At 71.7% G+C, this 24,067-nt stretch carries 22 protein-coding genes; 10 read left to right on the forward strand and 12 right to left on the reverse strand.

What is annotated here, in order from left to right:
* Window positions 1-76 precede the first annotated feature (76 nt).
* From ABT369_RS08270 to ABT369_RS08280, 3 genes are all read left to right on the forward strand, one after another.
* Window positions 77-961, forward strand: a complete 885-nt coding sequence (locus ABT369_RS08270) for a hypothetical protein (RefSeq protein WP_350611019.1) — start codon at window positions 77-79, stop codon at window positions 959-961.
* A gap of 120 nt (window positions 962-1,081) precedes the next feature.
* The gene (locus tag ABT369_RS08275; RefSeq protein ID WP_350611020.1) at window positions 1,082-2,452 is read left to right on the forward strand and encodes an O-antigen ligase family protein; all 1,371 of its coding nucleotides are present in this window, start codon (window positions 1,082-1,084) and stop codon (window positions 2,450-2,452) included.
* Window positions 2,449-2,895: a hypothetical protein gene (locus ABT369_RS08280; protein ID WP_350611021.1), complete on the forward strand. Its 447-nt coding sequence runs from the start codon at window positions 2,449-2,451 to the stop codon at window positions 2,893-2,895. Before ABT369_RS08275 ends, ABT369_RS08280 begins: the two co-directional genes overlap by 4 nt.
* A gap of 71 nt (window positions 2,896-2,966) precedes the next feature.
* Here ABT369_RS08280 and ABT369_RS08285 read toward each other — a convergent pair whose 3' ends face one another.
* From ABT369_RS08285 to ABT369_RS08310, 6 genes are read right to left on the reverse strand one after another with little or no spacing between them, the layout of a single operon-like run.
* On the reverse strand, window positions 2,967-3,929 hold the full coding sequence (locus ABT369_RS08285; protein WP_350611022.1) for an acetylxylan esterase: 963 nt from the start codon (window positions 3,927-3,929) through the stop codon (window positions 2,967-2,969).
* Between the two features lie 7 nt (window positions 3,930-3,936).
* Window positions 3,937-4,779, reverse strand: a complete 843-nt coding sequence (locus tag ABT369_RS08290) for a carbohydrate ABC transporter permease (RefSeq protein ID WP_350611023.1) — start codon at window positions 4,777-4,779, stop codon at window positions 3,937-3,939.
* The gene (locus ABT369_RS08295; RefSeq protein ID WP_350611024.1) at window positions 4,769-5,656 is read right to left on the reverse strand and encodes a carbohydrate ABC transporter permease; all 888 of its coding nucleotides are present in this window, start codon (window positions 5,654-5,656) and stop codon (window positions 4,769-4,771) included. Before ABT369_RS08295 ends, ABT369_RS08290 begins: the two co-directional genes overlap by 11 nt.
* A gap of 2 nt (window positions 5,657-5,658) precedes the next feature.
* On the reverse strand, window positions 5,659-6,918 hold the full coding sequence (locus ABT369_RS08300) for an ABC transporter substrate-binding protein (RefSeq protein WP_350611025.1): 1,260 nt from the start codon (window positions 6,916-6,918) through the stop codon (window positions 5,659-5,661).
* Window positions 6,919-6,940: 22 nt separating this feature from the next.
* Window positions 6,941-8,536, reverse strand: a complete 1,596-nt coding sequence (locus tag ABT369_RS08305) for an FAD-dependent oxidoreductase (protein ID WP_350611026.1) — start codon at window positions 8,534-8,536, stop codon at window positions 6,941-6,943.
* A complete protein-coding gene (locus ABT369_RS08310) occupies window positions 8,533-9,534 on the reverse strand; it encodes a LacI family DNA-binding transcriptional regulator (protein WP_350611027.1) in 1,002 nt (333 codons plus the stop codon). Before ABT369_RS08310 ends, ABT369_RS08305 begins: the two co-directional genes overlap by 4 nt.
* A 149-nt stretch (window positions 9,535-9,683) precedes the next feature.
* Here ABT369_RS08310 and ABT369_RS08315 point away from each other — a divergent pair, with 149 nt between their 5' ends.
* On the forward strand, window positions 9,684-10,658 hold the full coding sequence (locus tag ABT369_RS08315) for a twin-arginine translocation signal domain-containing protein (protein WP_350611028.1): 975 nt from the start codon (window positions 9,684-9,686) through the stop codon (window positions 10,656-10,658).
* Between the two features lie 88 nt (window positions 10,659-10,746).
* Here ABT369_RS08315 and ABT369_RS08320 read toward each other — a convergent pair whose 3' ends face one another.
* From ABT369_RS08320 to ABT369_RS08330, 3 genes are all read right to left on the reverse strand, one after another.
* Window positions 10,747-11,625 carry a class II glutamine amidotransferase gene (locus tag ABT369_RS08320; protein WP_350611029.1) on the reverse strand — a complete coding sequence of 293 codons (879 nt, stop codon included), beginning with the start codon at window positions 11,623-11,625 and terminating at the stop codon, window positions 10,747-10,749.
* Window positions 11,626-11,708: 83 nt separating this feature from the next.
* Window positions 11,709-14,009 (reverse strand): beta-glucosidase family protein, encoded by a 2,301-nt coding sequence (locus ABT369_RS08325; protein ID WP_350611030.1) that lies wholly within the window; start codon window positions 14,007-14,009, stop codon window positions 11,709-11,711.
* Window positions 14,006-14,995, reverse strand: coding sequence for a LacI family DNA-binding transcriptional regulator (locus tag ABT369_RS08330; protein ID WP_350611031.1), 990 nt, complete (start codon window positions 14,993-14,995; stop codon window positions 14,006-14,008). Before ABT369_RS08330 ends, ABT369_RS08325 begins: the two co-directional genes overlap by 4 nt.
* A gap of 153 nt (window positions 14,996-15,148) precedes the next feature.
* On the opposite strand from ABT369_RS08330, the gene ABT369_RS08335 reads away from it, so the two are divergent.
* The 6 genes from ABT369_RS08335 to ABT369_RS08360 all read left to right on the forward strand — a co-directional run bounded on the left by ABT369_RS08335 (window position 15,149) and on the right by ABT369_RS08360 (window position 22,690).
* Window positions 15,149-16,465, forward strand: coding sequence for an ABC transporter substrate-binding protein (locus ABT369_RS08335; RefSeq protein WP_350611032.1), 1,317 nt, complete (start codon window positions 15,149-15,151; stop codon window positions 16,463-16,465).
* 20 nt (window positions 16,466-16,485) lie between these two features.
* Window positions 16,486-17,442 carry a carbohydrate ABC transporter permease gene (locus tag ABT369_RS08340; protein WP_350611033.1) on the forward strand — a complete coding sequence of 319 codons (957 nt, stop codon included), beginning with the start codon at window positions 16,486-16,488 and terminating at the stop codon, window positions 17,440-17,442.
* Window positions 17,443-17,447: 5 nt separating this feature from the next.
* Window positions 17,448-18,260 carry a carbohydrate ABC transporter permease gene (locus ABT369_RS08345; protein WP_350611034.1) on the forward strand — a complete coding sequence of 271 codons (813 nt, stop codon included), beginning with the start codon at window positions 17,448-17,450 and terminating at the stop codon, window positions 18,258-18,260.
* Window positions 18,261-18,413: 153 nt separating this feature from the next.
* Window positions 18,414-19,802: a glycoside hydrolase family 10 protein gene (locus ABT369_RS08350; protein ID WP_350611035.1), complete on the forward strand. Its 1,389-nt coding sequence runs from the start codon at window positions 18,414-18,416 to the stop codon at window positions 19,800-19,802.
* Window position 19,803: 1 nt separating this feature from the next.
* Complete coding sequence (locus ABT369_RS08355) at window positions 19,804-21,096, forward strand: extracellular catalytic domain type 1 short-chain-length polyhydroxyalkanoate depolymerase (RefSeq protein WP_350611036.1); 1,293 nt, start codon at window positions 19,804-19,806, stop codon at window positions 21,094-21,096.
* Window positions 21,097-21,142: 46 nt separating this feature from the next.
* Window positions 21,143-22,690 (forward strand): PP2C family protein-serine/threonine phosphatase, encoded by a 1,548-nt coding sequence (locus tag ABT369_RS08360; RefSeq protein ID WP_350611037.1) that lies wholly within the window; start codon window positions 21,143-21,145, stop codon window positions 22,688-22,690.
* On the opposite strand, the gene ABT369_RS08365 is transcribed toward ABT369_RS08360, so the two are convergent.
* The 3 genes from ABT369_RS08365 to ABT369_RS08375 form a co-directional block, all read right to left on the reverse strand.
* Window positions 22,687-23,079 (reverse strand): ATP-binding protein, encoded by a 393-nt coding sequence (locus ABT369_RS08365; protein WP_350611038.1) that lies wholly within the window; start codon window positions 23,077-23,079, stop codon window positions 22,687-22,689. The two genes, ABT369_RS08360 and ABT369_RS08365, sit on opposite strands and share 4 nt — an antisense overlap.
* Complete coding sequence (locus ABT369_RS08370; protein ID WP_350611039.1) at window positions 23,072-23,407, reverse strand: STAS domain-containing protein; 336 nt, start codon at window positions 23,405-23,407, stop codon at window positions 23,072-23,074. Before ABT369_RS08370 ends, ABT369_RS08365 begins: the two co-directional genes overlap by 8 nt.
* 116 nt (window positions 23,408-23,523) lie before the next feature.
* Window positions 23,524-23,736: a hypothetical protein gene (locus tag ABT369_RS08375; protein ID WP_350611040.1), complete on the reverse strand. Its 213-nt coding sequence runs from the start codon at window positions 23,734-23,736 to the stop codon at window positions 23,524-23,526.
* Window positions 23,737-24,067 lie beyond the last annotated feature (331 nt).

A 24,067-nucleotide genomic window follows, 5' to 3' on the forward strand; every position in this document is an offset into this window, starting at 1 on the left:
CTGAGAGCGCTCTCACGATATCGATCAGTAAAGATTGTTGTCAATGGACCCCCGGCCGGTGTGATTCGATCTCCCCGTGGACCGTTTGACCAGCTACACCGATGCCTACCAGCCGCAGCCGCTGCCCGGCCCGCTCGCCGCCGGACCGCGCCCGACCGACCCGCAGGCGGTGGTGCTCGCCGCCGTGTGGCTGCTCGCCGCGTGGTCCCCCGCCGCCGGCCCCGGCTGGCGCGCGGACTTCGCCCACGCCGGCACCTTCGACGGCGACCCGGTCGAGGACGTGGCGGCCCTGCTCGCCGAGTGGATACCGGCCGCCGACGACCGCGGGCGCGCCCTGCGCGAGTTCCTCGCGGGCGAGCTCGCCAGCCGATACGTCCAGCTGCGCCGCGAGCCGGGCGACGACCTCGTGCTCCTGCTGCACGACTGGAAGGACCGCACGCTGCGCATCACGATCGCGGCCGCGCCCACCGTGGCGCCGCCGCCGGAGGGCAGCCGCATCCCGTGCCTGCTGACCCTGCTCAGCGACCAGCTGTGGATCAACAACAACGACCCGGTGACGTTCCGCGTCTTCCTCGGCGAGCCGGACGCCCACGCCGGCCCCGGCGCGTGGTGGACCGCCACCCGCGAGGAGCCGGACGAGGAAGCGCCGGACTTCCGCGCGTACTCCCCGGACGACATCCGCACCGCGCTGCTGAACGTGGCCCGGGGCGGCCTCAACGACCTCGGCGCCGACCGGGACGGCGACGGCGACTACCCGGCCCTGCCCGAGGACCACATCGCCGCGCACCTCACCCACGACCTCCTCGACGTCCTGCTCGAGCGCGTCCGGCCGGTCGCGGTGCACGGCACCGGCTACCTGCCCGTCGACTGGGACGAGCAGGACGGGGACGCGGAGATCGGCACCGTCGTGCTCACCGGCGCCCGCTCGGTGGCGGTGCTGGACGTCGACGTGAGCTGCTGAATATCGACCGCGACGCATTGGGAGCCCAAAAGGTTCCTGTCGGAAATCCCACCCGCACACATCGTCAGGAGTCGTTAGAGTCGGTCCCGGCTCAACACTCTGACGGGGAGGGTGGTTGTGGTGGATTCGCCTGCGCTGCAAGCGATTCCGGCCCGATCGGCGACGATCGGCGACCGGTCGGCACCGACGCTCGCGCTGCTCGTCGCGGTCACCGCCGGCGTCGTGGCGCAGGGCGGGTTCTACCTGCCGGGCCGCATCCTGGTGAGCGTCCTGGCGCTCGTCGCACTGGTCGTCACGCTGGTCGTGGCCCGGCCGCGCGCCGGGGACCTGCGCGACCTGCGGGCGCCCGGGATCGCCGCGGCCGCGATCGCGGGGTGGGCGCTGCTGCGGGCGGCGGCGCAGGGCGGGCTCGCCGACGCCGGGGGCATCGCGCTGGCGCTGCTCACGCTGCTGGCGGGCGTGGTCGCGGCCCGCCGGGCGCGCCCCGCCGACCTCGCCCTCGGGCTCACCGGCCTCGGCGCGCTCGTCGCGGCGACCGCCTGGGCCGGGGTGGCGCTGCGGATCGAGCGCTGGTCGGTGCTGGTCGAGTCGACGCTGTATCGGGGGGCGTCGACCCTGACCTATCCGAACGCGGCGGCCGCGGTCCTCGCGGCCGCCGCGCTGCTCGCCCTCGCCCGGGTGCTCGCCGAGCCGGCGTCCAGGGTGCGCGTGCTGGCCCTGTTCCTGATCCTGGCCGGGCTCGGGGCCACGCTCAGCCGGGCCGGCGGCATCGCCCTGGCCGCGGGCCTGCTCGTCATGCTCGCGTTCGCGCCGGACCGCCGGCTGCTCGTGCGCCGCCTGATCCCGCCCGCGCTCGGCGCCGCGGTGGCCGTGGCCGCGCTGGTGCCGTCGTTCCCGGTGGACGCCGAGCCCGCGCCGCTCCTGGCGCTCGCCGGGCTCGCCGCCGGGGCCGGGATCGCGCTGCTGCGGCCGCTGCTCGCGCTCGGCCTGGCCGCGGCGGGAGCGACCGGCGCACTGCTGCTGCGACCGTCCACACTGGACGCCGTGCTCCGGCGCCGCCTCACGCTCGCCTCGCAGGGGCGATCGGGCGCGTGGCACTCGGCGCTGGAGCAGGCCGGCGCGCACCTGTGGCTCGGCCGGGGGCCCGGGCAGGCGCGGTACTTCTGGTTCGACTTCCAGGGCCGGCTCGTGGTCAGCCGGTGGGTGCACAACGAGTACCTGCAATGGCTCGTCGACCTGGGCATCGTCGGCCTCGTGCTGCTGCTGGCCCTGCTGGCCGCGCTCGCGCCGGGCCTGCGCCGCGGGTTCGCCCGCACTCCGCTGTGGGCCGGTGCGGTGGCGGCCATCGCCGCGCTCGCCGTGCACAGCGCCTTCGACTTCCTGTGGGAGCTGGCGGTCGTCCCGCTGGTCCTCGGCGTGCTCGCCGGCATGGCGGGCCCGCACCACGGAGAAGAGTCCGCACCACCATCGAACGGGGAGGTCACACAGTGAAGCTCAAGAAGTCCCACCTCGGCGCGGGCGCGCTGGCGCTCGGCGCGGTGCTCGCGTTCGCCGTGCCGGCCGGCGCGGCGGTCAACCTGCAGTCCGAGTCGAGCGGCACCGCGGCGATCAAGATCGTGAAGCAGGCCAACCTCAAGGCGAACGGGGCGGCCACCATCGTCACGGTGAACGTCACCTGCCCGATCGGCAACTGGTTCCAGCTGTCCGTCAACGTGACCCAGACGGTCACGCCGACCACGACCACGAACGGCAGCGGCTACGTGAACGACCAGCCCTGCACGGGCGGCACGCAGAAGGTCAAGGTGCCGGTCACCAGCAACGGCGCCCCGTTCACCTCCGGTGTGGCCTACGCGATCGGCCGCGCGAGCGTCAGCGGCTCGATCGGCTACGTGAACCTCAACACCGGCCGCGAGATCGTCAACGTCCAGAGCTGACGTGATGGTGCGGGCCGGGCGCAGCCGGCGCCCGGCCCGCCGCCGTCAGGCGCTCCGGCGCGCACCCCGATCTACGGACGCAGGATCGAGGCCAGGAACCGCAGCCGCTCGGCGTGCTGGACGGTCTCGCCGCCCTCGTGGCCGTTGAAGTGGTAGACCTCGATGCGCTTCGGCCCCGCGTAGTTGTGGTAGGCGCCGTAGACGGTCGAGGGCGGGCACGTGGTGTCCATCATCGCGACGCTGAACAGGATCGGGGCGGTCGCGCGCCTGGCGAAGTGCACGCCGTCGAAGTGCCCGAGCGTGCCGAACACCGTGTCGACCCGGTCGCGGTGGACCTTCAGGTAGGCGGCCACCTCGAGGTAGGGGCCGGTCGCGGCCCGCTCGGCGCCGCGGCGCATGTCGCACAGGAACGGCACGTCGGCGGCGGCCGCGGCGAGGTCCGGCACGAGGCCGGCCACGGCGAGGGTCAGCCCGCCGCCCTGGCTGACCCCGGTGACCGCGACCCGCGCCGGGTCGACGAGGGGGTGGCTGCGGGCCGCGTGCACGGCCCGCACCGCGTCGGTGATGACCCGCCGGTAGAAGTGCCGGGACGGGTCGAGGATGCCCCGGGTCATGAAGCCCGGGAACTGCGCCCCGGCGCCCTCCGGCTCGGGGTCCCCGGTGTCGCCGCGCCGCCAGCCGCTGCCCTGGCCGCGCACGTCGATGAACAGGTGGGCGTAGCCGGCCGAGGCGTAGAGCAGGCAGTCCTCCGGCAGGCCACGGCCGCCGTTGTACCCCGGGAACTCCACCACGCACGGCAGCGGCCCCTCGGCCCCGGCCGGCACGACGAACCACCCGCGCACCGGGTGGTCGTCGTAGCCGGGGAAGCTCACGTCGTACACCCGCAGCGTCTTCAGGCTCGTCTCGACGAGCTCGAACGAGGCCGGTCCCGGGGGTGTGCGCACGTCCGACCAGAACGCGTCGAAACCGGCCGGCTCGACGGCCCGGCTGCGATAGGCGAGGCAGTCCTCGTGCGTGAGGTCGGACAGCGGCACGGCGTCGTCAGCCTTTCAGTCCCGTGTGGGCGAGCCCCTCGATGAACTGGCGCTGGGCGATGACGAACACGACGAGGACCGGGATCGCGGTCAGCGTCGCCGCCGACAGCTGCACGTTCCACGCCGGGCCGCCGTAGGCGTCGACGAACTGGGTGAGCGCCTGCGGCAGCGTGAACTTCGAGGGGGTGGAGAGGAACACGATCGGTTCAAGATACAGGTTCCAACTGTGCAGGAACGTGAAGATCGCGACCGCACCGAGGGCCGGGCGGGACAGCGGCAGGGCGATCCGGCGGAACAGCCCGAAGCGGCTCAGCCCGTCCATGCGGCCGGCCTCCTCGAGCTCCGGCGGCAGCGCGATGAAGAACTGCCGCATGATGAACGTCGCCAGCACGCTCGGGGCACCGAAGATCGGCACCAGGATGAGCGGCCAGTGCGTGTCGATCATGTTCCAGCGCTGGAACATCTGGAACAGCGGCACGATCGTCACCTCGCTGGGCACCAGCAGGCCGGTGAGCACCAGCAGGAACAGCGCGTTCTGGCCGCGGAAGCGGATGCGGGCGAACGCGTAGCCGGCCAGCGAGGACACCGCGAGCGTGCCGACCGTGCACACGATCGCGATGTACATGCTGTTGAGGTACTGCTGCGCGAACGGCTGCGCCTCGAACACCTGCTTGTAGGCGGAGAAGTCGACGCTGGTCGGGATGAGCGTGGGCGGGAACTTGAAGACCTCGTTCACCGGCTTCACCGACGACGTCGCCATCCACCAGGTCGGGAAGACGAACGGGATCGCCAGCACGCACAGCAGGCCGTAGAGCGCCGTCTTCATGCGCCAGGTCTTCTTATGACTCATGGAACACCCATCGCTTGCGCAGCTGCCACTGCACGGTGGTCAGGATCAGGACGATGGCGAACAGCACCAGCGAGAGCGTGGCGCCGTAGCCGAAGTGATGGAACTGGAAGGCCTGCTGGTAGAGGTAGTAGACGAGCACGGTGGTCGAGGTGCCCGGCCCGCCCTGGGTGAGCACCGCGATCTGGGCGAACACCTGCAGCGAGCCGACCACCGTGATGATCGACGTGAGCATGATCGTGGGGCTGATCATCGGCACGGTGATGCTGCGGAAGGCCCGCCAGGCGCTCGCCCCGTCGAGGCGGGCCGCCTCGTAGAGCTCGCCCGGCACGCCCTGCAGCGCGGCCAGGAACAGCACCATGTTCAGCCCGACGTTCTTGACCACCTGCACGACGACGACCGAGATCATCGCGGTGACGTCGCCGCGCAGCCAGTTGGGCCCGTGCACGCCGACGGTGTTGAGGATGCCGTTGACGCCGCCGTTGTCCTGCAGCAGGAAGCCCCACACGATCGTCCACGCCACCATGGAGACCACGACCGGCGAGAAGAACAGCGTGCGGAACACCACCGTGCCGCGCAGGCGCTGGTTGAGCAGCACCGCCAGCAGCAGCGCCAGGCTGAGGTTGAGCACGAGCAGCCCGGCGGAGAACAGCCCGGTGGCGGCGAGCACCTTCGGCAGGTTGGGGTCGTCGGCGAGCTGCCGGTAGTTGTCCCCGCCGACGAAGTTGAACTCGTCGGCGAGGACGTTCCACTCGTGCAAGCTGTACCACGCGACCAGCACCAGCGGGACGAGCACGAACACGATCGTGCCCGCCAGCTGCGGCGCGATGAACAGATAGCCGGCCAGATGGTCGCGCCGGCGCGCGGTCCAGAAACGCATCGTTACTTGGCCAGCAGGGGCTTCACGCCGGTGCAGACGTTGTCCAGCACGCTCTTGACGTTGGCGTCGGGCTTCCACAGCGGGTCGAGCGACGCGCGGACGTTCTGCGCGATCTCGGCGGAGCCGGTGTGGCTGGGCTTGACCACGCCGGTGGAGATGCCGTCGATGACGACCGACTGCAGCTGCGCGGGCTTGAGCAGCGGGTTGGTCTTGGCCATGGTCTCGGCGTTGAGCTGGCTCTTACGGGCCGGCGGGAAGTACTGCGCGAGCTTGCCGCTGTTGGCCGGGTTGGTGAAGAAGGAGAGGAAGTCCGCGGCCGTGGCGGCGTGCTTGCTCTTCTTGAGCACCCCGAGGCCGGCCTGGCCGACGACCGAGTACTTGCCCTTGGGCCCGGCCGGCAGGGGCACCAGGTCCCAGCCGAACTTGGCGTCCTTGAGCAGCGAAGCGCGCGAGATCTGGGTGACCGTCATCGCCGACTGCCCGGCGAAGAAGTCCGCGGCCACGCCCGGGCCGGGCATCGCCTTGTCGGTGAAGACGGCCTTGTGCAGGGCGGTCATCGCGTCGACCATCTCGGGGGCGTTGAACCCGCACGTCTTGCCGTCGGCGCTCCAGGCCTGCGCGCCCCAGCCGGTCCAGACCGTCGAGAGGTTGCTCCAGGTCTTGTAGTCGAAGTCGCGGACCACGATCCCGGCGGTGCCGGTCTTCGCGTTGACCGCCGCGCCCTCGGCGAACGCCTTGTCCCAGGTCCAGGTGCCGGCGGTGACGAGGTCGGCCGGGTTGTCCTGGCCCGCCTGCTTGAGCAGGTCGGTGTTCACGAACATGCCGAACGGGGAGGTCGAGAACGGGTAGGCGTACAGCTTGCCGCCGTTCTGCCACAGCTTCGTGGCGGCCGGGGCGAGGTCGTCGGCCTGCTCGATCTTGTCCAGCGGCAGCAGCGCGCCCGAGCCGACGAAGTCCGGCGCCGAGTCCTCGAGGACCCAGGCCAGGTCCGGCCCGTTGCCGCCGGCGATCTGCGTGGTGAGCGTGGTCGAGTAGGACTCGAACGGCAGCGGGTCGAACTTGACGCTGACGTTCGGGTGGGCCGTCTTGTACTCGGCGGCGATGTCGTTGAACAGCTTGAGGTGGGCCTCGTTGGCCGACCAGATGGTCATGCGCAGCTCGACCGGGCCGGTGTCCTCGGCGGCGGGCGTGCTGCCCTTGCCGTCGCCGCACGCGGCGAGGGCGAGCAGCGAGAGGGCTGCTATCGCGACACGGAACTTCATCGGGTTCTCCTTGGTGGGGGTGTCAGTAGCCGGCGACGTCGGGCCATGCCCGCTCGACCCCGTCGCGGTCGAGGCGGGCCTGGAACTCGGCGAGCAGGCCGGGGGTGTTGCGCACCGCGCGCGGGGAGCACGCGCGGTCCAGGCAGAACGCGGCCAGCGCACCGGCGGCCTCGCCCGCGTTCCACTCGACGGGGTGCAGGCGGTAGGCGCCGTTGGTGATGTGGGTCGTGCCGATGTTCTTGCCGGCGGCCAGGATGTTGTCCATCCGGCGCGGGATGAGCGCGCCGAGCGGGATCTGGAACGGGCAGCAGCCGACGTCGATGTAGTGGTCGCCGCCGGTCGACGGGTGCAGGTCGATGCGGTACATCCCGACGCCGACCGAGTCGTGGTAGGCCACCGCGCCCTTGTCGCCGCGCACGGCGAGGGCCAGGTCCTGCTCGACGACCGTGGTCTCGGCGAGGATGCGCCGGGACTCGCGGATGTAGGGCGCCTGGGCCAGCCCGTCGGCGCTGCCGGTCACGTCGCCGCGCAGCCGCAGGCCGGGGAAGCCGGTCCCGCCGTCGGGGCGCGGGGCCTCGGTCTGCAGCCAGTACAGCACCGAGAACGCCTGCTCCCGGGCCGCCGCCAGGTGCTTCGCGGCGTCGGGCACGTCGATGACCGGGTGCTCGAAGTAGTCCAGCATCGGCCAGTTGACCAGGCAGATGTCGGACTCGTAGGTGCCCGGCACGAAGAGCTGGCGGGCGGCGATGCGCCGGAACGTCCACAGGTTGTGGTCGCCCGGGTTGCGGCGCTGGTCGGCGTCGACGGCGAGCGGGTCGTCGTCCGGGTTCGGGTGGAACACCCGCTCGGTCGGCTCCAGCGTGCGCGGGCTCGGCGCGCGGAACGACAGCAGCGGGCCGCCCCAGAACGGCGGGGCGTAGTCGCGCCAGAAGTCGTAGGTCGCCGGGCGGTCGATGGTGTGGTCGCCGTCGACGTGGTCGACCGCGAAGCACACCGAGACCGCCTGCATGTTGGCCGGCTGGGCGGTCGCGGGGGCGCTCGGCTCGCCGGTGTCGGCCTGCGACTCGAAGCCGGTGACGTACTCGGTGCCGGTCAGCGGCAGCAGGTCGCCGGTCTCGGTGGCGTCGAGCACGTAGGCGGCGCTGACGTCGATCGTCTCGCCGGTGTCGCGATGGCGCAGGGTCACCGCGGTGACCCGGTCGCCGTCGGTGGCCGCGGCCGCGGGCACGTACGGCTGCAGGACGGTCAGCGTGCCCTTGCTGCGGTAGGGCATGAGCATCGCCTCGAGCACGGCCACCGCGACCCGGGGCTCGTGGCAGAGCCGGCTCACGTGCCCCGCGCCCGGGTTCAGGTCGCTCCAGGCGCGCGCCGCGGCGGTGAGCGGGTAGTGCCGCCGGTAGTAGTCGCGGATCCCTTCCCGCAGTGCGCGGTAGCTGGCCGTGACGCCGAACCGCTCCACCCACGAGTGCTCGTCCGGCGGCACCGCCTGGCTGGTGAGCTGGCCGCCGATCCAGTCGTACTCCTCCGTGAGCACGACCCGCCGGCCCGCCCGCAGCGCCGCGAGCGCCGCGGCGACCCCGCCGAGACCGCCGCCGACGATCAGGACTTCAGTTCTCATGTATGCGTTTCCTTCAGGGTGGTTCCGGGGATGAGCTCGCAGGGCAGCAGGCGCTGCCGTTGGGTCTTCTGGCCGTCGAGGATCGCGGTGAGCACGTCCAGGGCCTGGGCCCCCATCGCCCGTCGCGGGATCTCGAAGCCGGTGAACTGGGTGCCTGTGGGGTCCGTGACGTGCCTGGTGGGCTGGCCGAGGGTGACGATCGACAGGTCGTGCGGGCCGACTTTCGCGGCCAGGGCGACGCCGTCGCCGTGCTCCTCCGCGAACACGGCCGTCGCGCCGGAATCCAGCACCGCGTCGAGGTCGTCGGGCGGCAGGTGCAGGCCGGTGACCCCGGCCGCGGCCACGCCCCGGACGAAGCCGGCCTTGCGGTCGGCGTGCGACTCGGGCCCCTCCCCCTGGCCCATGTACACCAGGCGGGTGTGCCCGAGGCCGGCCGCCCGGCGCACGAGTGCCTCGGTCGCCCCGGCGTAGTCGGCGCCGACGAACGGCACCGGCCCGCCGGCGTCGTCGCGGCGGCCGACCGAGACGAACGGGAACCCGTCCGCCACCAGCCGGGCCAACTCGTCGCTGTCGAGCGTGCGACCGATCAGGATGCAGCCGTCGGCCAGCCGCAGCCGGTTGCCCTCGTGGAAGATGCGCCGGCGCCCGGCCACCACCGGGGCGCTGGTCAGCAGGAGCAGGTCGCTGCCCAGGGCCTCGGCCCGCTCCTCGATGCCGACCAGGAACGGGTGGTAGAAGTCGCTGTTGCCGGCCGGGAACACCGGCTCGTAGGTGAACACACCTATGATCCGGTTGTCCCGCGCGGCGAGCCGGCGGGCGATCGGGTCGGCGACGTAGCCGCTGTCCCGGATCGCCTGCAGCACCCGCTCGCGGGTCTCCGGCGCGATGCGCACGTCGCCGTCGGAGCGCCCGTTGAGCACGAGCGACACCGTCGCCTGGCTGACGCCGGTCATGCGGGCGATGTCCCGCTGGGTCAGGCGCCGGGGAGTTGCGGTCACGTGGGCCGTCCGATCCGTGCTAATGCGCATTACCACTCGATTGGCAGTGATCCTGGACCCTGCGACGAGGTTTCGTCAAGCCCGGACTCTCGCTGATAATTCGTATTAGCACCTTGACCCGGGGCGCGCGCAGTCACACACTCCCATGCATGAATCGCCGCCAACTCCTCAAGGGAGCGGCTCTGAGCACCGGCGCCGCCGCCATCGGCGCCCTGCAACTGCCTGCTCCGGCGTCCGCCGCGCCGGCCGGATTCCCCAACTACCAGTACATCGGCGTGCCGTTCAACAAGTCGGCACTGCGCTACAACCCCACCAACGAGCTGATCTTCCCGTGCATCCGGGGCGTCTACGACAAGATCAGCGGCGGCCTCGGCCGCTACTACCTCTACTACGCGCCGCACGAGAAGCCGGGCGGGATCTGCCTGGCCTACGGCAACTCGCTGAGCGGCCCGTTCACCGAGTACGCGGCCAACCCGATCATCAGCAACACCTGGTCGCCGTACTACTCGGTAAGCCATGTGTCGTCGCCGCACGTGCTGTGGAGCGCGTCGAACAGCAAGTTCTACTGTTACTTCCACGGCGAGAACAACACGACCCGGATGGCCTGGTCGACCGACGGCATCCACTACACCTACTTCGGCGTGGTACTGAGCACATCGATGGTGCCCGGCACGACCGAGACCTCCTACGCCCGCGTCTTCGAGCACACCGTCACGGGCCTGGGCAACAAGTACGTCATGCTGTTCATGGGCGTCACGAGCGGCACCCGCAAGATCTTCTGGGGCTGGTCCTCGGACGCCAAGAGCTGGCAGTTCGATCCGACCCCGCTGGTGTACCCCGGCCCGGACGGCCAGACCGACATCTCGGGCGCGCACCTGCTCAAGCGCAATGGCACCGCGTACGTCGTGTACCACGGCAACGGCGGGAACCAGTTCATCACCGAGGTCGGCAACGCCTTCGACCGCGAGGTGCACCTGGGCGTGTTCCACCCCGCGCTGTCGGGGGCACCGGACAACGGGCGCAGCGCGGCCCCGTCGTTCGGCACCGACGGCGGGGTGGAGTACATGTTCTACGAGGCCGGCGCGCGCCTGTCGGCCACGATCGCGGTCGCCCGCGCGGTCTGACGGGGCGGTACACGGTCACCGCGCTCGCGGCGATCGATCGGATGCGCCCGCCCGGCTCAGGCCCCCGGCCGCGGAGCCGGGCGGGCGCTCATCCGCTCGCGGCTTGCATGTCGCGGCGCCGGTCCCGGGCGCGGTCGCGGTCGGGGTGGAAGGAGCCGACGGCGTTGCCGTCCGGCGTCACGAGCTCGTAGCTGGACTCGGCGACCGGCTGCCAGGCGCCGACCAGGCCGCCCAGCGGCTCCGACACCACGATCCGGGTGCGCTCCTCCACCTGCTGCAGCACCGGGTTCTCCGGGTACATGGTGCGCAGCGTGTCGAGCTCGGTGCTGCAGTACAGCGAGCGGCTGTCGTGCTCGGTGGAGTACCGGAAGGCCCAGAGGCCCTCGCCGTCGGTGGTGGCGACCGTCATCTGCACCGGGTGCTCGATGCCCTGCCGCACGCCCTCGTCCTCGATGAAGGCGACCATCCGCTCCACCGCGCCGACCGGGTCGCGGGCCAGGCCGAACGTCAGCGCCAGGTAGAACATGAGCTCGGAGTCGGTCGAGCCGCCGATGTACGGGTACAGCGTGGGCTCGACGGCGAGCGTGAGGGTGCGCTTGAGCTCGGTGTAGCCGCGGATGCGCCCGTTGTGCAGCCACAGCCAGCGGCCGTGGCGGAACGGATGGCAGTTCGTCTGCTGCACCGGGGTGCCGGTGCTCGCCCGGATGTGGGCCAGGAACAGCCCGCTGCGCACCGAGCGCGCCAGCTCGCGCAGGTTGTCGTCGCCCCACGCCGGCCCGGTCCCGCGGAACAGCGTCGGTTCGGCCTCGGCGCCCGGCGTGTACCAGCCGACGCCGAACCCGTCGCCGTTGGTGGTGCCGACCCCCAGCCGGGAGTGCATGCTCTGGTCGATGAGCGAGTGCTCAGGCTTGTAGAGCAGCTCCTCGAGCGCGATCGGCGAGCCGGAATACGCGAGCCATCGGCACATCTCGCACCTCCTCACCCGATCCTCGGCCGCTCCCGGCCCGGCCCCACTCACCCGATGCGAGTGAGCGGGGCCGGGCCAGGTGCTCAGGACAGCAGGGTGCAGTCCGGATGCAGGCGCCGCGCCGCGCCGACCTCGCGGGCCGGGCCGACGACCGGGACGCGGACGGCCGTGTGGACATCGGCGCTGGAGCGGGCGACGAGCAGCTCGATGTCGCCCGGATCGACGATGCGCCGCCCGTCGCGGCCGGTGTAGGACAGCAGGTCCGCGTGCAGGGTCACCACCAGCGTGCGCGACTCGCCGGGCGCGAGGTCCACCCGCGGGGCCGCGAGCAGCAGGCGCACCGGGCGGGCGACCTGGGCCACGGGGTCGTGGGCGTAGACCTGCACGACGGTGCTGACCTCGCGCGCGGCCGGGTTGTGCAGCGGCACCGTCAGCTCGATCTCCCCGTCGGTGGCCCACCCGTCCGGCGAGTGCAGCGACACCACGCCCCACTCCGCGTCGGCGTAGGCCAGGCCGTGGCCGAACGGGAAGAGCTGGCTCGGGTCCACGGTCGACACCTCGCTGCGCCGGCCCAGGGGCGCGGCGAGGTAGGTGGTGGGCTGGGACGCGCCGGCGCCAGGGAAGCCGACCGGGAGCCGGCCCGACGGGTTCACGCGGCCGCTGAGGACACCGGCGAGCGCGCCGGCGCCCTCCTCGCCCGGGAAGAACGTGCACACCGCGGCGGCGAGCCGGTCGATCTGGCGGGACAGCTCGTAGGGGCGCCCGGCCAGCACGACGAGCACGACCGGGGTGCCGGTGGCCAGCAGCGCCTCGAGCAGCTCCTCCTGGCGGCCCGGCAGCCTCAGGTCGCGGGCGTCGCAGCCCTCGCCCGAGGTGCCGGTGCCGAACAGCCCGGCGAGGTCGCCGAGCACGGCCACGCACACGTCGGCCCCGGCGGCGGTGGCGGCCGCGGCGGCGATGTCCTCGTCGGTGCCGCCGAGGACGGGGCAGCCCTGCGCGTACGACACCGGGAAGCCGAGCCCGAGCGCGTCCACGATGGACGGTGCCTCGACGCCGAGCTCCAGGCCCTCGTGGTGGGTGCCCACGTGGCGCGGGAACGAGTAGCAGCCGAACAGCGCGTCGGGGCGGTGCGCGCCGGGGCCGACGACGGCCAGGCGGGTGCCGGGCGCCAGCGGCAGGGCGCCGGAGTCGTTGTGCAGCAGCACGATCGAGCGCTCGGCGAGGCGCCGTGCGATGTCGCGGCCCTCGGCATCGTCCAATGGGGACGGTGCGGCGAGGTAGGCGGGCTCGGCCGCGAAGTCCGCGTCGAGCAGGCCGAGCTCGCACTTCTGCCGCAGGATCCGCTCGACCGCGCGATCGATGAGCGCCTCGCCGACGTCGCCGGCTTCGAGGGCCTTGAGCAGGGGGCCGCCGTAGCAGTTCACGCCGGGCAGCTCCACGTCGATGCCGGCCCGCAGCGCGGCGGCGGCGGCCTCGGCCCGGTCGGCCGCGACGCCGTGCAGCGACTCGAGGAACGCGATCGCGAAGTAGTCCGACACGACGGTACCGTCGAAGCCCAGACGATCGCGCAGCAGCTCGGTGAGCAGCGCCGGATCCGCGGCGACCGGCACCCCGTCGACGTCGGTGTAGTTGTTCATCACCGAGCGGGCCCCGGCCCGCAGCGCCATCTCGAACGGGGGCAGCAGCACGTCGGCGAGCTCACGGGGGCCGATCGACACCGGGGCGAGGTTGCGCCCGGCGCGGGAGGCGGAGTAGCCGATGAAGTGCTTGAGGGTGGCCACGATCCCGGCGGACTGCAGCCCGCGCACGTAGGCCGCGCCGATGGTGCCGACAAGGTGCGGATCCTCGCCGATGGTCTCCTCGACGCGGCCCCAGCGCAGGTCGCGGGCCACGTCGAGGACCGGGGCGAGGCCCTGGTGGATGCCGAGCCGGCGCATGGTGGCCCCGATGTGCGCGCCCATCGCCTCGACCAGCCCCGGGTCGAAGCTCGCGCCCCAGGCCAGCGGCGACGGGAAGATCGGCGCCCGCCAGGCGGCCAGGCCGGTCAGGCACTCCTCGTGCACGATCGCCGGGATGCCGAAGCGGCCGCCCGCGATGATCTGCCGTTGCAGGTCGGCGACGCGCCGCGCGCCGGCCTCGGGCTCGATCGGGGCGGAGCCGTAGAGCCGGGTCACCTGGCCGAGCCCGTGGCGGACCAGCTCGGTCCAGTCGATGGGGTCGGGGGCCTGGTCGTTCTGGTGCGGGGCGACCTCACCGGCCGTGTCGTCGACGTTGAGCCAGGCCCCGTACATCTGCGCCACCTTCTCGCGCAGGGACATCCGCGCCATGAGGTCGGCCACGCGCACGGCGACCGGCTCACCGGCGTCCCGAAAAGCTTCTGTCACGCTCGTCGCTCCGTTTCCAAGGCCGCGGTGGACTGGCGCACCACGAGTCGCGTGGCCAGCCGGACGTGGGTGTTGTCCACGGGCTCGCCGTTCATGAGCTGGATCAGCAGGTCGATCGCCCGGTGCCCCATCTCGTGGATGGGCTGCTCCACCGTGGTCAGGGGCGGGGTGGCCAGGGCGGCCTCGGGCACGTTGTCGAAGCCGACCACCGAGAGGTCCTCCGGCACCCGCAGCCCCATCGCGACCGCGACCTCGATGGCCGCGATGGCCGAGGTGTCGTTCGCGGCGAAGAGCGCCGTCGGGCGGTCCGGGCGCTCCAGCAGCCGCCGGGCCGCGGCCGCGGAGTCGTCGGCGTCGTAGTTGCCGGGCTGGATGAGCCCCGGGCCGGGCTCGATGCCGGCCGCGGCGAGCTCCTCGCGGTAGCCCTGCTCGCGCAGCTTGGCGGACTCGAGGTCCTCGCGGCCGCCGATGAGGGCGATGCGCCGGTGCCCGAGCTCGACCAGGTGCCGCACGCCCATCCGGGCCCCGGCGAGGTTGTCCGAGTCCACGGTCGGCAGCCCGGTCGGCCCGGTGTGCGGGTCGACGGCGACCACGGCCTGCCCGAACTCGACCTCGACCACGGTCGGGGTGACCAGGATGGCGCCGTCGACCAGGGTGCCGGACAGGCGTGAAAGGTACCGCTGCTCCCATCCGGCGTGATCGACCGTGCGCCCGCCGGCCGAGTACACGACCAGCTCGTACCCGGTGCCCTTGATCGCCTTGGCGGCGCCCTTGAGCAGCTCCGTGGAGAACGGCTCGAGGTCGGCCACGAGGATGCCGATCACGTTGGTCTTGTGGTTGCGCAGGCTCTGCGCGACCAGGCTGGCCTCGTAGCCCAGCTCGCGGATGACCGCCTGGACGTGCGCGCTGGTCGCCGCGGACACCCCGTAGCGGGCGTTGAGGACCTTGGACACCGTCGCGACCGAGACGCCGGCGGTGGCCGCCACGTCACGGATCGTGACTCGGGAACTGGGTTTCACGAGGGCACAATAACGTCCGATAACGTTATCGACAACGATTGACAACGTTCGTAACCAAGGCGCAGACTCTGCGGTCATCGAGGGCCGAGCCCTGTAGCTCGCCCCTGCCCCCGTCAGGAGATGATCACTTTGAACGTCCGCCTGAGCACCCCACGGAGGCTGGCCGCGATCGCCGTCGCACTGTCGATGGCGCTCCCCTCCCTGACCGCCTGCGGAGACGACAGCAGCGACACGCCGGCCGATGCCAACGCTCCGGTAACGCTCACCTGGTGGCACAACGGCCAGCAGGACCCGGCGCTCGGCGTCTGGCAGTCAGTCGCCGACCAATACCACAAGGACCACCCCAACGTGACGTTCAAGGTCGAGCCGGCCCAGAACGAAGCGCTGAAGACGAAGATCTCGGTGGCGCTGCAGTCACCGAACCCGCCCAGCATCTTCCAGCAGTGGGGCGGCGGCGCCCTGGCCACGCAGGTCGAGTCCGGCAAGATCATGGACATGACCGAGCAGGTCAAGCCGTGGATCGGCGAGCTCGGCCAGGCCGCGACCGGCTGGCAGGTCGAGGGCAAGCAGTACGGCATTCCCTACGACCTGCACGTCGTGGGCTTCTGGTATCGCAAGGACCTCTTCGAGCAGGCCGGCATCGCCGCGCCGCCGAAGACGATGACCGAGCTCAACGACGCGGTCGCCAAGCTCAAGGCCAAGAACATCACGCCGATCTCGATCGGCAGCAAGGACAAGTGGCCGGACGCGTTCTGGTGGTCGTACTTCGCCATCCGCGAGTGCTCCACCGACACCGTCAAGGCCACGGTGAAGAACCTCAAGATGGACGACCCGTGCTGGGTCAAGGCCGGCGAGGACCTCAAGGCGTTCCTGGCCACCAACCCGTTCCAGAACGCGTTCCTGGGCACCCCGGCCCAGCAGGGCGCGGGCAGCTCGGCGGGCCTCGTCGCCAACGGCAAGGCCGCGATGGAGCTGCAGGGCGACTGGGAGCTGCCGACGATGATCCCGCTGACCGAGGACAAGCAGTTCGCCTCGAAGCTCAGCTGGTTCCCGTTCCCGACCATCGAGGGCGGCAAGGGCACGCCGGGCACCGCGCTCGGCGGCGGCGACGGCTTCTCCTGCGCGGTGAAGGCCGGGCCGGCGTGCGCGGACTTCCTCAAGTACATCGCCAGCACCGACGTGCAGACGAAGCTGGTGCAGACGAACACCGCGACGCTGCCGTCGAACCCGAAGGCCATCTCGGCGATCCAGGACCCGTCGCTCAAGACGGTGCAGGAGTACCTCAACTCGGCGCCGTACATCCAGGTGTATTTCGACCAGGCGCTGCCGACGAGCGTGGGCCAGGCGTTGAACGACGCGGTCGCGGACTTCTTCGCCGGCAAGGGCTCGCCGCAGGGCATCGTCGACGCCTTCACCAAGGCGGTCGCGAACAAGTGACGCAATCGGGTGGTATCGCCGTGGCGGCGGCACCACCGGCCAGGGCCGGTCGCGCAGCGTCGCGACCGGCCCGCCGGCCGGGCGGGCGCCGGGCCAAGCGGCTCGAGCTCGCGCTGCTGCTGACCCCGGCGCTGGTGCTGTTCGTCGGATTCGTGCTGCTGCCGATCGCGGCGGCCGTCTACTACAGCTTCTACAAGTGGACCGGCTTCAGCCCGCGCACGTGGTTCGGGCTGGGCAACTACTCGCGGGTGCTGGAAGACGAGGTCTTCCTGCACTCCCTGCTGCACAACATCGTCATCGCGGTGCTGTCGGTGGTCATCCAGCTGCCGCTGTCGATCGGCATCGCGCTGCTGCTCAACGGCAGGATCAAGGGCCGGGCGGCGCTGCGGCTCATCGTGTTCGCGCCGTACGTGCTCTCCGAGGCCATCACCGCCGTGGTGTGGCTGCTCATGCTGCAGCCGGACGGGCTGGTCGACCAGATCTTCAAGGCGGCCGGGCTCGGCGGGGTCATCCAGGACTGGCTCGCCGACGGCGACCTGGTGCTCTACACGCTGTTCGTCGTGATCACGTGGAAGTACCTGGGCTTCGGCATCATCCTGCTGCTGGCCGGCCTGCAGAGCATCCCGCCGGAGCTGCGCGAGGCCGCCTCGACCGACGGGGCCACCGCCTGGCAGACCACGCGCAGCATCGTGCTGCCGCTGCTCGGCCCGACGATCCGGATCTGGATCTTCCTGTCCATCATCGGCTCGCTGCAGCTGTTCGACCTCGTCTGGATCATGACGCTGGGCGGCCCCGCGAACGCCTCCAGCACGATGGCCACCTATCTGCTCGACCACGGCTTCAGCCGCTACGAGTTCGGCTACGGCAGCGCGGTCGCGGTCGTGCTCTTCGCGGTGTGCTTCGTCTTCGCGCTGATCTACCAGCGCTTCGCCCTGCGCCGCGACACCGAGGGCGCCCTGACCCGCATCGTGGAGTGAACGGCATGGCCAAGCGCACGCTCATCTACCTGGTGGCGTTGGTCGTCGTCGGCGTCACCGTGGTCCCGCTGCTGTTCACCATCCTCGGCGGCTTCCGCACCAACGCCCAGATCAACACCTCCCCGGCCGGCTGGCCGCACCCCTGGGTGCTGACCAACTTCACCGACGTGCTGTCCTCGGCGGTCTTCTGGCGGGCCATGGGCAACAGCGCGTTCATCGCCGTCATCGCCACCGGGCTCGCGGTCGCCACCGGCGCGATGGCGGCGTTCGCCCTGTCGCGGTACACGTTCAAGGGCCGCGAAGGCCTGTACACGCTGTTCACCATCGGGCTGCTGTTCCCGGTGACGGCCGCGGCCCTCCCGCTGTATCTCCTGCTGCGCCAGCTCGGCCTGCTCGAGCACCCGCTCGGCGTGGCCCTGCCGGAGGCGGCGTTCTCGCTGCCGATCACCATCGTGATCCTGCGCCCGTTCATGCACGCGATCCCGGGCGAGCTCGAGGACGCGGCGGCCATGGACGGGGCCGGCCGGCTGGGCTTCTTCTGGCGGATCCTGCTGCCGCTGAGCCGGCCGGCGCTGACCACCGTCGCCATCCTCGCGTTCGTGACGAGCTGGAACGCGTACCTGCTGCCGATGCTCGTGCTGTCGGATCCGACGGACTTCACGCTGCCGCTGGGGGTCGCGGCGTTCCAGACGCAGTACTCCCAGGACACCGCGCGCATCCTGGCGTACACCGCCGCCTCGATGATCCCGGCAATCGGCTTCTTCGTGTTCGCGGAACGGCGCATCGTGGGCGGCTTAACGGGTTCAGTAAAAGGCTGAAACATTTGCCGTTGTAAGTTTCATCAATTGCGTTTTCGATACCTCGTTCAACCTGGTGAGACCCTCCGTAGCGTATCTTTTCCGCGCATTTCCGGGAACGCTGGAAGCGCCCGCGAATCAGCGGGAAAGAATACGTTTCGGAGGACTCCCGCTATGAACAGAGCAAGGACCGGGGGCGCGATCGCACTGGCCGGCGCGGCCGCGATCGCCGTCGTCGTGGGCCTCGCGAGCAGTGCCCAGGCCGCCACGACCCTGGGCGCCTCGGCCGCGGACAAGGGGCGGTACTTCGGCACCGCCGTCGCCGCCTACAAGCTCAGCGACGCCACCTACAGCGGCATTCTCGACCGCGAGTTCAACATGATCACGCCCGAGAACGAGATGAAGTGGGACGCGACCGAGCCCACCCAGGGGCAGTTCAGCTACGGCAGCGCCGACCAGATCGTGGCGCACGCGAACGCGCACGGGCAGCGGATGCGCGGGCACGCCCTCGCCTGGCACTCGCAGCAGCCGTCGTGGGCGCAGAACATGTCCGGCACCGCGCTGCGCAACGCGATGGTCAACCACATCACCAACGTCGCCACCCACTACCAGGGCAAGATCTACGCCTGGGACGTGGTGAACGAGGCCTTCGCCGACGGCAGCGGCGGCGGGCGGCGCGACTCGAACCTGCAGCGCACCGGCAACGACTGGATCGAGGTCGCCTTCCGCACCGCGCGGGCCGCCGACCCGGGCGCGAAGCTGTGCTACAACGACTACAACACCGACGGGCAGAACGCGAAGAGCAACGCGGTCTACGCGATGGTGCAGGACTTCAAGGCCCGCGGCGTGCCGATCGACTGCGTCGGCTTCCAGTCGCACATCAACTCCGGCTCCCCGCTGCCGTCGGACTACCAGGCCAACCTGCAGCGCTTCGCCAACCTCGGCGTCGACGTGCAGATCACCGAGCTGGACATCGCCGGCTCCGGCACCGCGCAGGCCAGCTCCTACGCCAGCGTCGTGAAGGCCTGCCTGGCCGTGTCCCGCTGCACCGGCATCACCGTGTGGGGCATCCGCGACAGCGACTCGTGGCGCAGCGGCGACACGCCCCTGCTGTTCGACAACAACGGCAACAAGAAGGCGTCGTACACGTCCACATTGGACGCCCTCAACGCCGGCGGCACGTCCTCGCCGCCGCCGGTCAGCACGTCGCCGTCGCGCAGCACCTCGCCGTCGCCGTCCGTGTCGCCGTCTGTGTCGCCGTCGAACCCCGGCGGTGGCGGCGGCAACGGCTGCACGGCCACCACGTCGGTCAACCAGTGGCAGGGCGGGTTCGTCGTCACCGTCCGCGTCACCGCCGGAGCGGCCGCCATCAACAGCTGGGCCGTCGGGCTCACGCTGCCCAGCGGCACCACCGTCACCAGCACCTGGAACGTGACCCGCTCCGGCAACACCTGGAGCAACGTCTCCTACAACGGGCACGTGAACGCGGGCCAGTACACCGAGTTCGGCATCCAGGGCACCGGCACCGCCGGCACCCTCTCCCCCACCTGCTCGGGGAGCTGACATGCGCCGTCTGCTCGCCGTCGCCGCCGGCATCGCCATGGCCCTCGCCGGCGTCTTCGTGCTCGCCCAGCCCGCGCAGGCCGCGACGCTGACCGAGGTGACGAACTTCGGCACCAACCCCAGCGGGCTGCGGATGCACATCTTCGTGCCCGACAACGTGCAGGCGAAGCCGCCGATCCTGGTGGCCGTGCACTACTGCACCGGCTCGGGCCCGGCGTTCTACTCCGGCACCGAGTTCGCGTCGCTGGCCGCGCAGTACGGCTTCATCGTCGTGTATCCGTCGGCCACCCGCAGCGGGGCCTGCTTCGACGTCTCGTCGCCGCAGGCGCTCACCCGGGGCGGCGGGAGCGACCCGGTCGGCATCATGTCGATGGTCACCTACACCGAGCAGCACTACAACGGCGACCCGAACAAGGTCTACGTCACCGGCGCCTCCTCCGGCGCGATGATGACCAACGTCCTGCTCGGCGACTACCCGGACGTGTTCAAGGCCGGCGCCGCGTTCATGGGCGTGCCGTTCGGCTGCTTCGCCACCACCGACGGCTCGTCGTGGAACAGCCAGTGCTCCGGCGGCCAGCGCATCTACACGCCGCAGCAGTGGGGCGACATGGTCCGGGCCGCCTACCCGGGCTACTCGGGCCCCCGCCCGCGGATGCAGCTGTGGCACGGCACGACCGACACTACCCTCGCCTACCCGAACTTCGGCGAGGAGATCAAGCAGTGGACGAACGTGCTCGGCGTCAGCCAGACGCCGGCGCTGACGGACACCCCGCGCTCGGGCTGGACCCGCACCCGCTACGGCAGCGCGAGCGTCGCGCCGCCGGTCGAGGGCATCAGCGTCAGCGGCGTCGGGCACTCCCTGCCGCTGGCCGGGCAGGCCGCGATGGCGATCGAGTTCATGGGCCTCAACACCCAGGGCACCACGCCCCGGCCCTCGTCCTCGTCGGCCTCGCCGCGTCCGTCCGGCTCCTCGGCCTCGCCGTCCGTGTCGCCCTCCAGCCCGGGCGGCGGCACCGGCGGCTGCACCGCGACCACGTCGGTCAACCAGTGGCAGGGCGGGTTCGTCGTCACCGTCCGCGTCACCGCCGGAGCGGCCGCCATCAACAGCTGGGCCGTCGGGCTCACGCTGCCCAGCGGCACCACCGTCACCAGCACCTGGAACGTGACCCGCTCCGGCAACACCTGGAGCAACGTCTCCTACAACGGGCACGTGAACGCGGGCCAGTACACCGAGTTCGGCATCCAGGGCACCGGCACCGCCGGCACCCTGACGCCCACCTGCTCGGCCTCCTGACCACCGCACAGCCGCCGCGATCGCCCGGTGCCGATAGGCTGCGGGCATGGCAGACGACGCCGACGCGATCACGGCGGTCGTGCGGGAGATCCTGGCTGTCGTACCAGCCGGCTGCACCTGGCTGCGCCCCGTCCACGACGCCGCGGGCGAGGTGTCGGACTTCCTCGTCGCGGCCACCAGCGGCGCGGGCGCCGACCTCTACGGCCTCGGAGCCGCACGCGTCGGGCGGTCGATCACGCAGCTGTACCCGACGGTCGCCGGCGGCCCGCTGTGGGCGCTCTACCTGCGGGTGCTGCGCACGGGCGCCCCGGCCGCGCTGGACGACTTCCGCTTCGCGCAGCACTCCGCGGGCGTGGCCACCGACTCGAGCTTCGTGATCAGCGCGCACCCGGTGCTCGGCGGGCTGCTCGTGTGGTGGGAGCGCGTCGACGAGGCGCGGCGCCGCCTGGACCGGACCGAGTCGCTGGGCAGTCTCGGCTGGTCGGAGTACGACCTCGTCACCGGGCAGATGGAATGGTCGCCGGGGCTGTACCGCATCTTCGAGCGCGACCCGGCCCTGGGCCCGATGCCGCTCGCCGAGCAGTCCGCGGCCGTCGTGCCCGAGGACCGTCCGCTCGCCCAGCTGTCGTGGCAGACCCTCGACAGCGGCTCCCCCACGCGCCCGGGCGCCGGCGCGACGGCCGACGTCACCGTGCGCTTCCAGGTCGGGGACGCCGTCAAGCACCTGCGCGTCCTGTCCGACCTGGCCCGCGACGCCGGCGGGGCGCCGCTGAAGATCTATGCCGTCGTGCAGGACGTGACCGCGCGCGAGCGGTCCCGCAGCGCCATCGAGCGGCTCAGCGACCAACTGCACACGCGCGAGATGACGGCCCTGGCCGAGCACCGCCTCGCGGCGCAGCTGCAGCAGCTCATCCAGCCGGTGCCGCGCGAGCCGTTCCCGCTCAACGGGCTGCGGGCCACGGTCGGCTACCTGCCCGCCGAGAGCGCGCTGCGGGTCGGCGGGGACTGGTACCACGCGCAGACCCTCGCCGACGGCTCGGTCGTGCTCGCCGTCGGCGACGTCTCCGGGCACGGCCTCGAGGCCGCCAACGGCATGGCGCACCTGCGCTTCGCCCTCGTCGCGTGGCTGTCCATCGGCATCCGCGAGCCGGGGACGCTGCTGGGCCACATGAACCGGCTCTGCGTGCAGCTCGGCATCACCGGCACCGCGGTCGTGGGCGTCTACGACGCCGCCGGCCGCCGGCTCACCTGGGCCCGGGCCGGGCATAGGCCGCCGCTGCTGGCGCGGGGCGGGACGGCCGCCGAGCTGCCGCTGACGCCGGGGCTGCTGCTCGGGGCGGCGGCGGACGCCGGCTACCCGGCGGTGCGGACCGCGCTGGAGCCGGGCGACGTGGTGCTGCTCTACACCGACGGGCTGGTCGAGCGGCGGACGATGGAGGTGGGCACGCACCTGGACTGGGTGAAGGCGGCCCTGTCGGCGGCGACCGAGCCGGGTGTCACCGACCCGCTGCCGGGCCTGCGCAAGCTGCTGTGCCGCCCGAGCCCGGACGACGACACGTGCACCCTGGCGGTGCAGGTGCTAGCCGATCCCTAGCCGATCCCCAGGCGGAGCCGCACGATCGAGCCCCGGGCGCCCGCGAAGCCGGCCACGTGGTCGCACACCATCGCCACGATCGCCAGGCCGCGCCCGCGCATAGCGTCGGCCGCGGGCATGGCCGCGCCGAAGTGCAGCACCGGTCCCTGGTCGAGCACGTCGCAGAAGACCTGCCCGGACTCGGACCACAGCTGGACCTCGCCGCCCTCCTCGGTGTACTGCAGCGTGTTCGTCGCCAGCTCGTTCACGGCGAGCGTCAGCAGGTCGGCCCGGTCGCGGGACAGCCCGAGCGCGAGCGCGCGGGCGGTCACGAACGCGCGGACGGCGGCCAGGTCGGACACCAGCTGGTAGGCGATCGACTCGCCGGGAAGGGCCGGATGCTCAACCATCGCGGGCACCGTCCCCGTCGCCGTCGGGGCTCAGCAGCCCGCCGACGCCGGTGATCTCCAGGACGTGCGCGACCATCCCGGCCGCGCCGACGACGCTGAGCCGCCCGCCGCGGTCCTGGGCCGCCCGGAAGGCGGTCACCAGCGAGTGCACGCCGCTGGAGTCCAGGAACGTGAGCCCGCCCAGGTCCACCACGACCTGCGGCGATGTGTCCACCGCCGTCATGAGGGCCGCCGTGCACTCCTCACGGGCCGACAGGTCACACTCCCCGGAGAGCGCAACCGCCGCCCGGAGCCCGTCGACCGATGTCACCGCCTCGAACCGCGCCATCCGACCGCGGCCCCTTCCTAGGGTGTCCGGACCTTCGCGAGACATCATGGCATCCGCGGCGGTCGTCGTCCGCCGCGGATGCCGCAAGTGTCCCCGGACGCGTTCGCCCGGAAGGATCAGGCCCGCCGCCGCGCGGCCCGAACCAGCACAAAGCCGACGCCCACCAGGGCCAGCCCGGTCCCGCCGACGCCGGCCACATTCACGCCGGTCACGGCGAGCACCGGGCGCCGGTACAGCCCCGCGTCGAGCACGACGGACCCGCCCCCGGCGACCACGATCACGTCGGAGACCCCGAACACGGCCGGCCCGCCCGCATCCGTGAACGGCACGAAGTCCGAGTCGCGGCCGCGGTCGTCGCCGGCCCCGGCGCGCGTGAACGCCCACTCGACCGACCTGCGAGAGTTCAGGAAATCTGAAGGGTGGCACCCGGGAACTCCAGGGCCACCCACCGGTTGCTGGTCGGGACGCTGGCTGAGTTCGGGACGAACTCCAGGATGCTTCTTGACTGGATGGCGGCATCTGGCCGGTCTCGACGTTCGTGCGTTTCGGCCACCCTGGACGCCGGTCTTGCCTGGCCGCCGAACCAGCCATCCGCTCACCCATGTTGACGATCCACGGAGAGCTGGGAGCGCGTTGTCTGCTGCATAGCGGACGTTGAGT

The organism is Dactylosporangium sp. NPDC000244, assembly GCF_040300725.1.
Lineage (GTDB): Bacteria > Actinomycetota > Actinomycetes > Mycobacteriales > Micromonosporaceae > Dactylosporangium.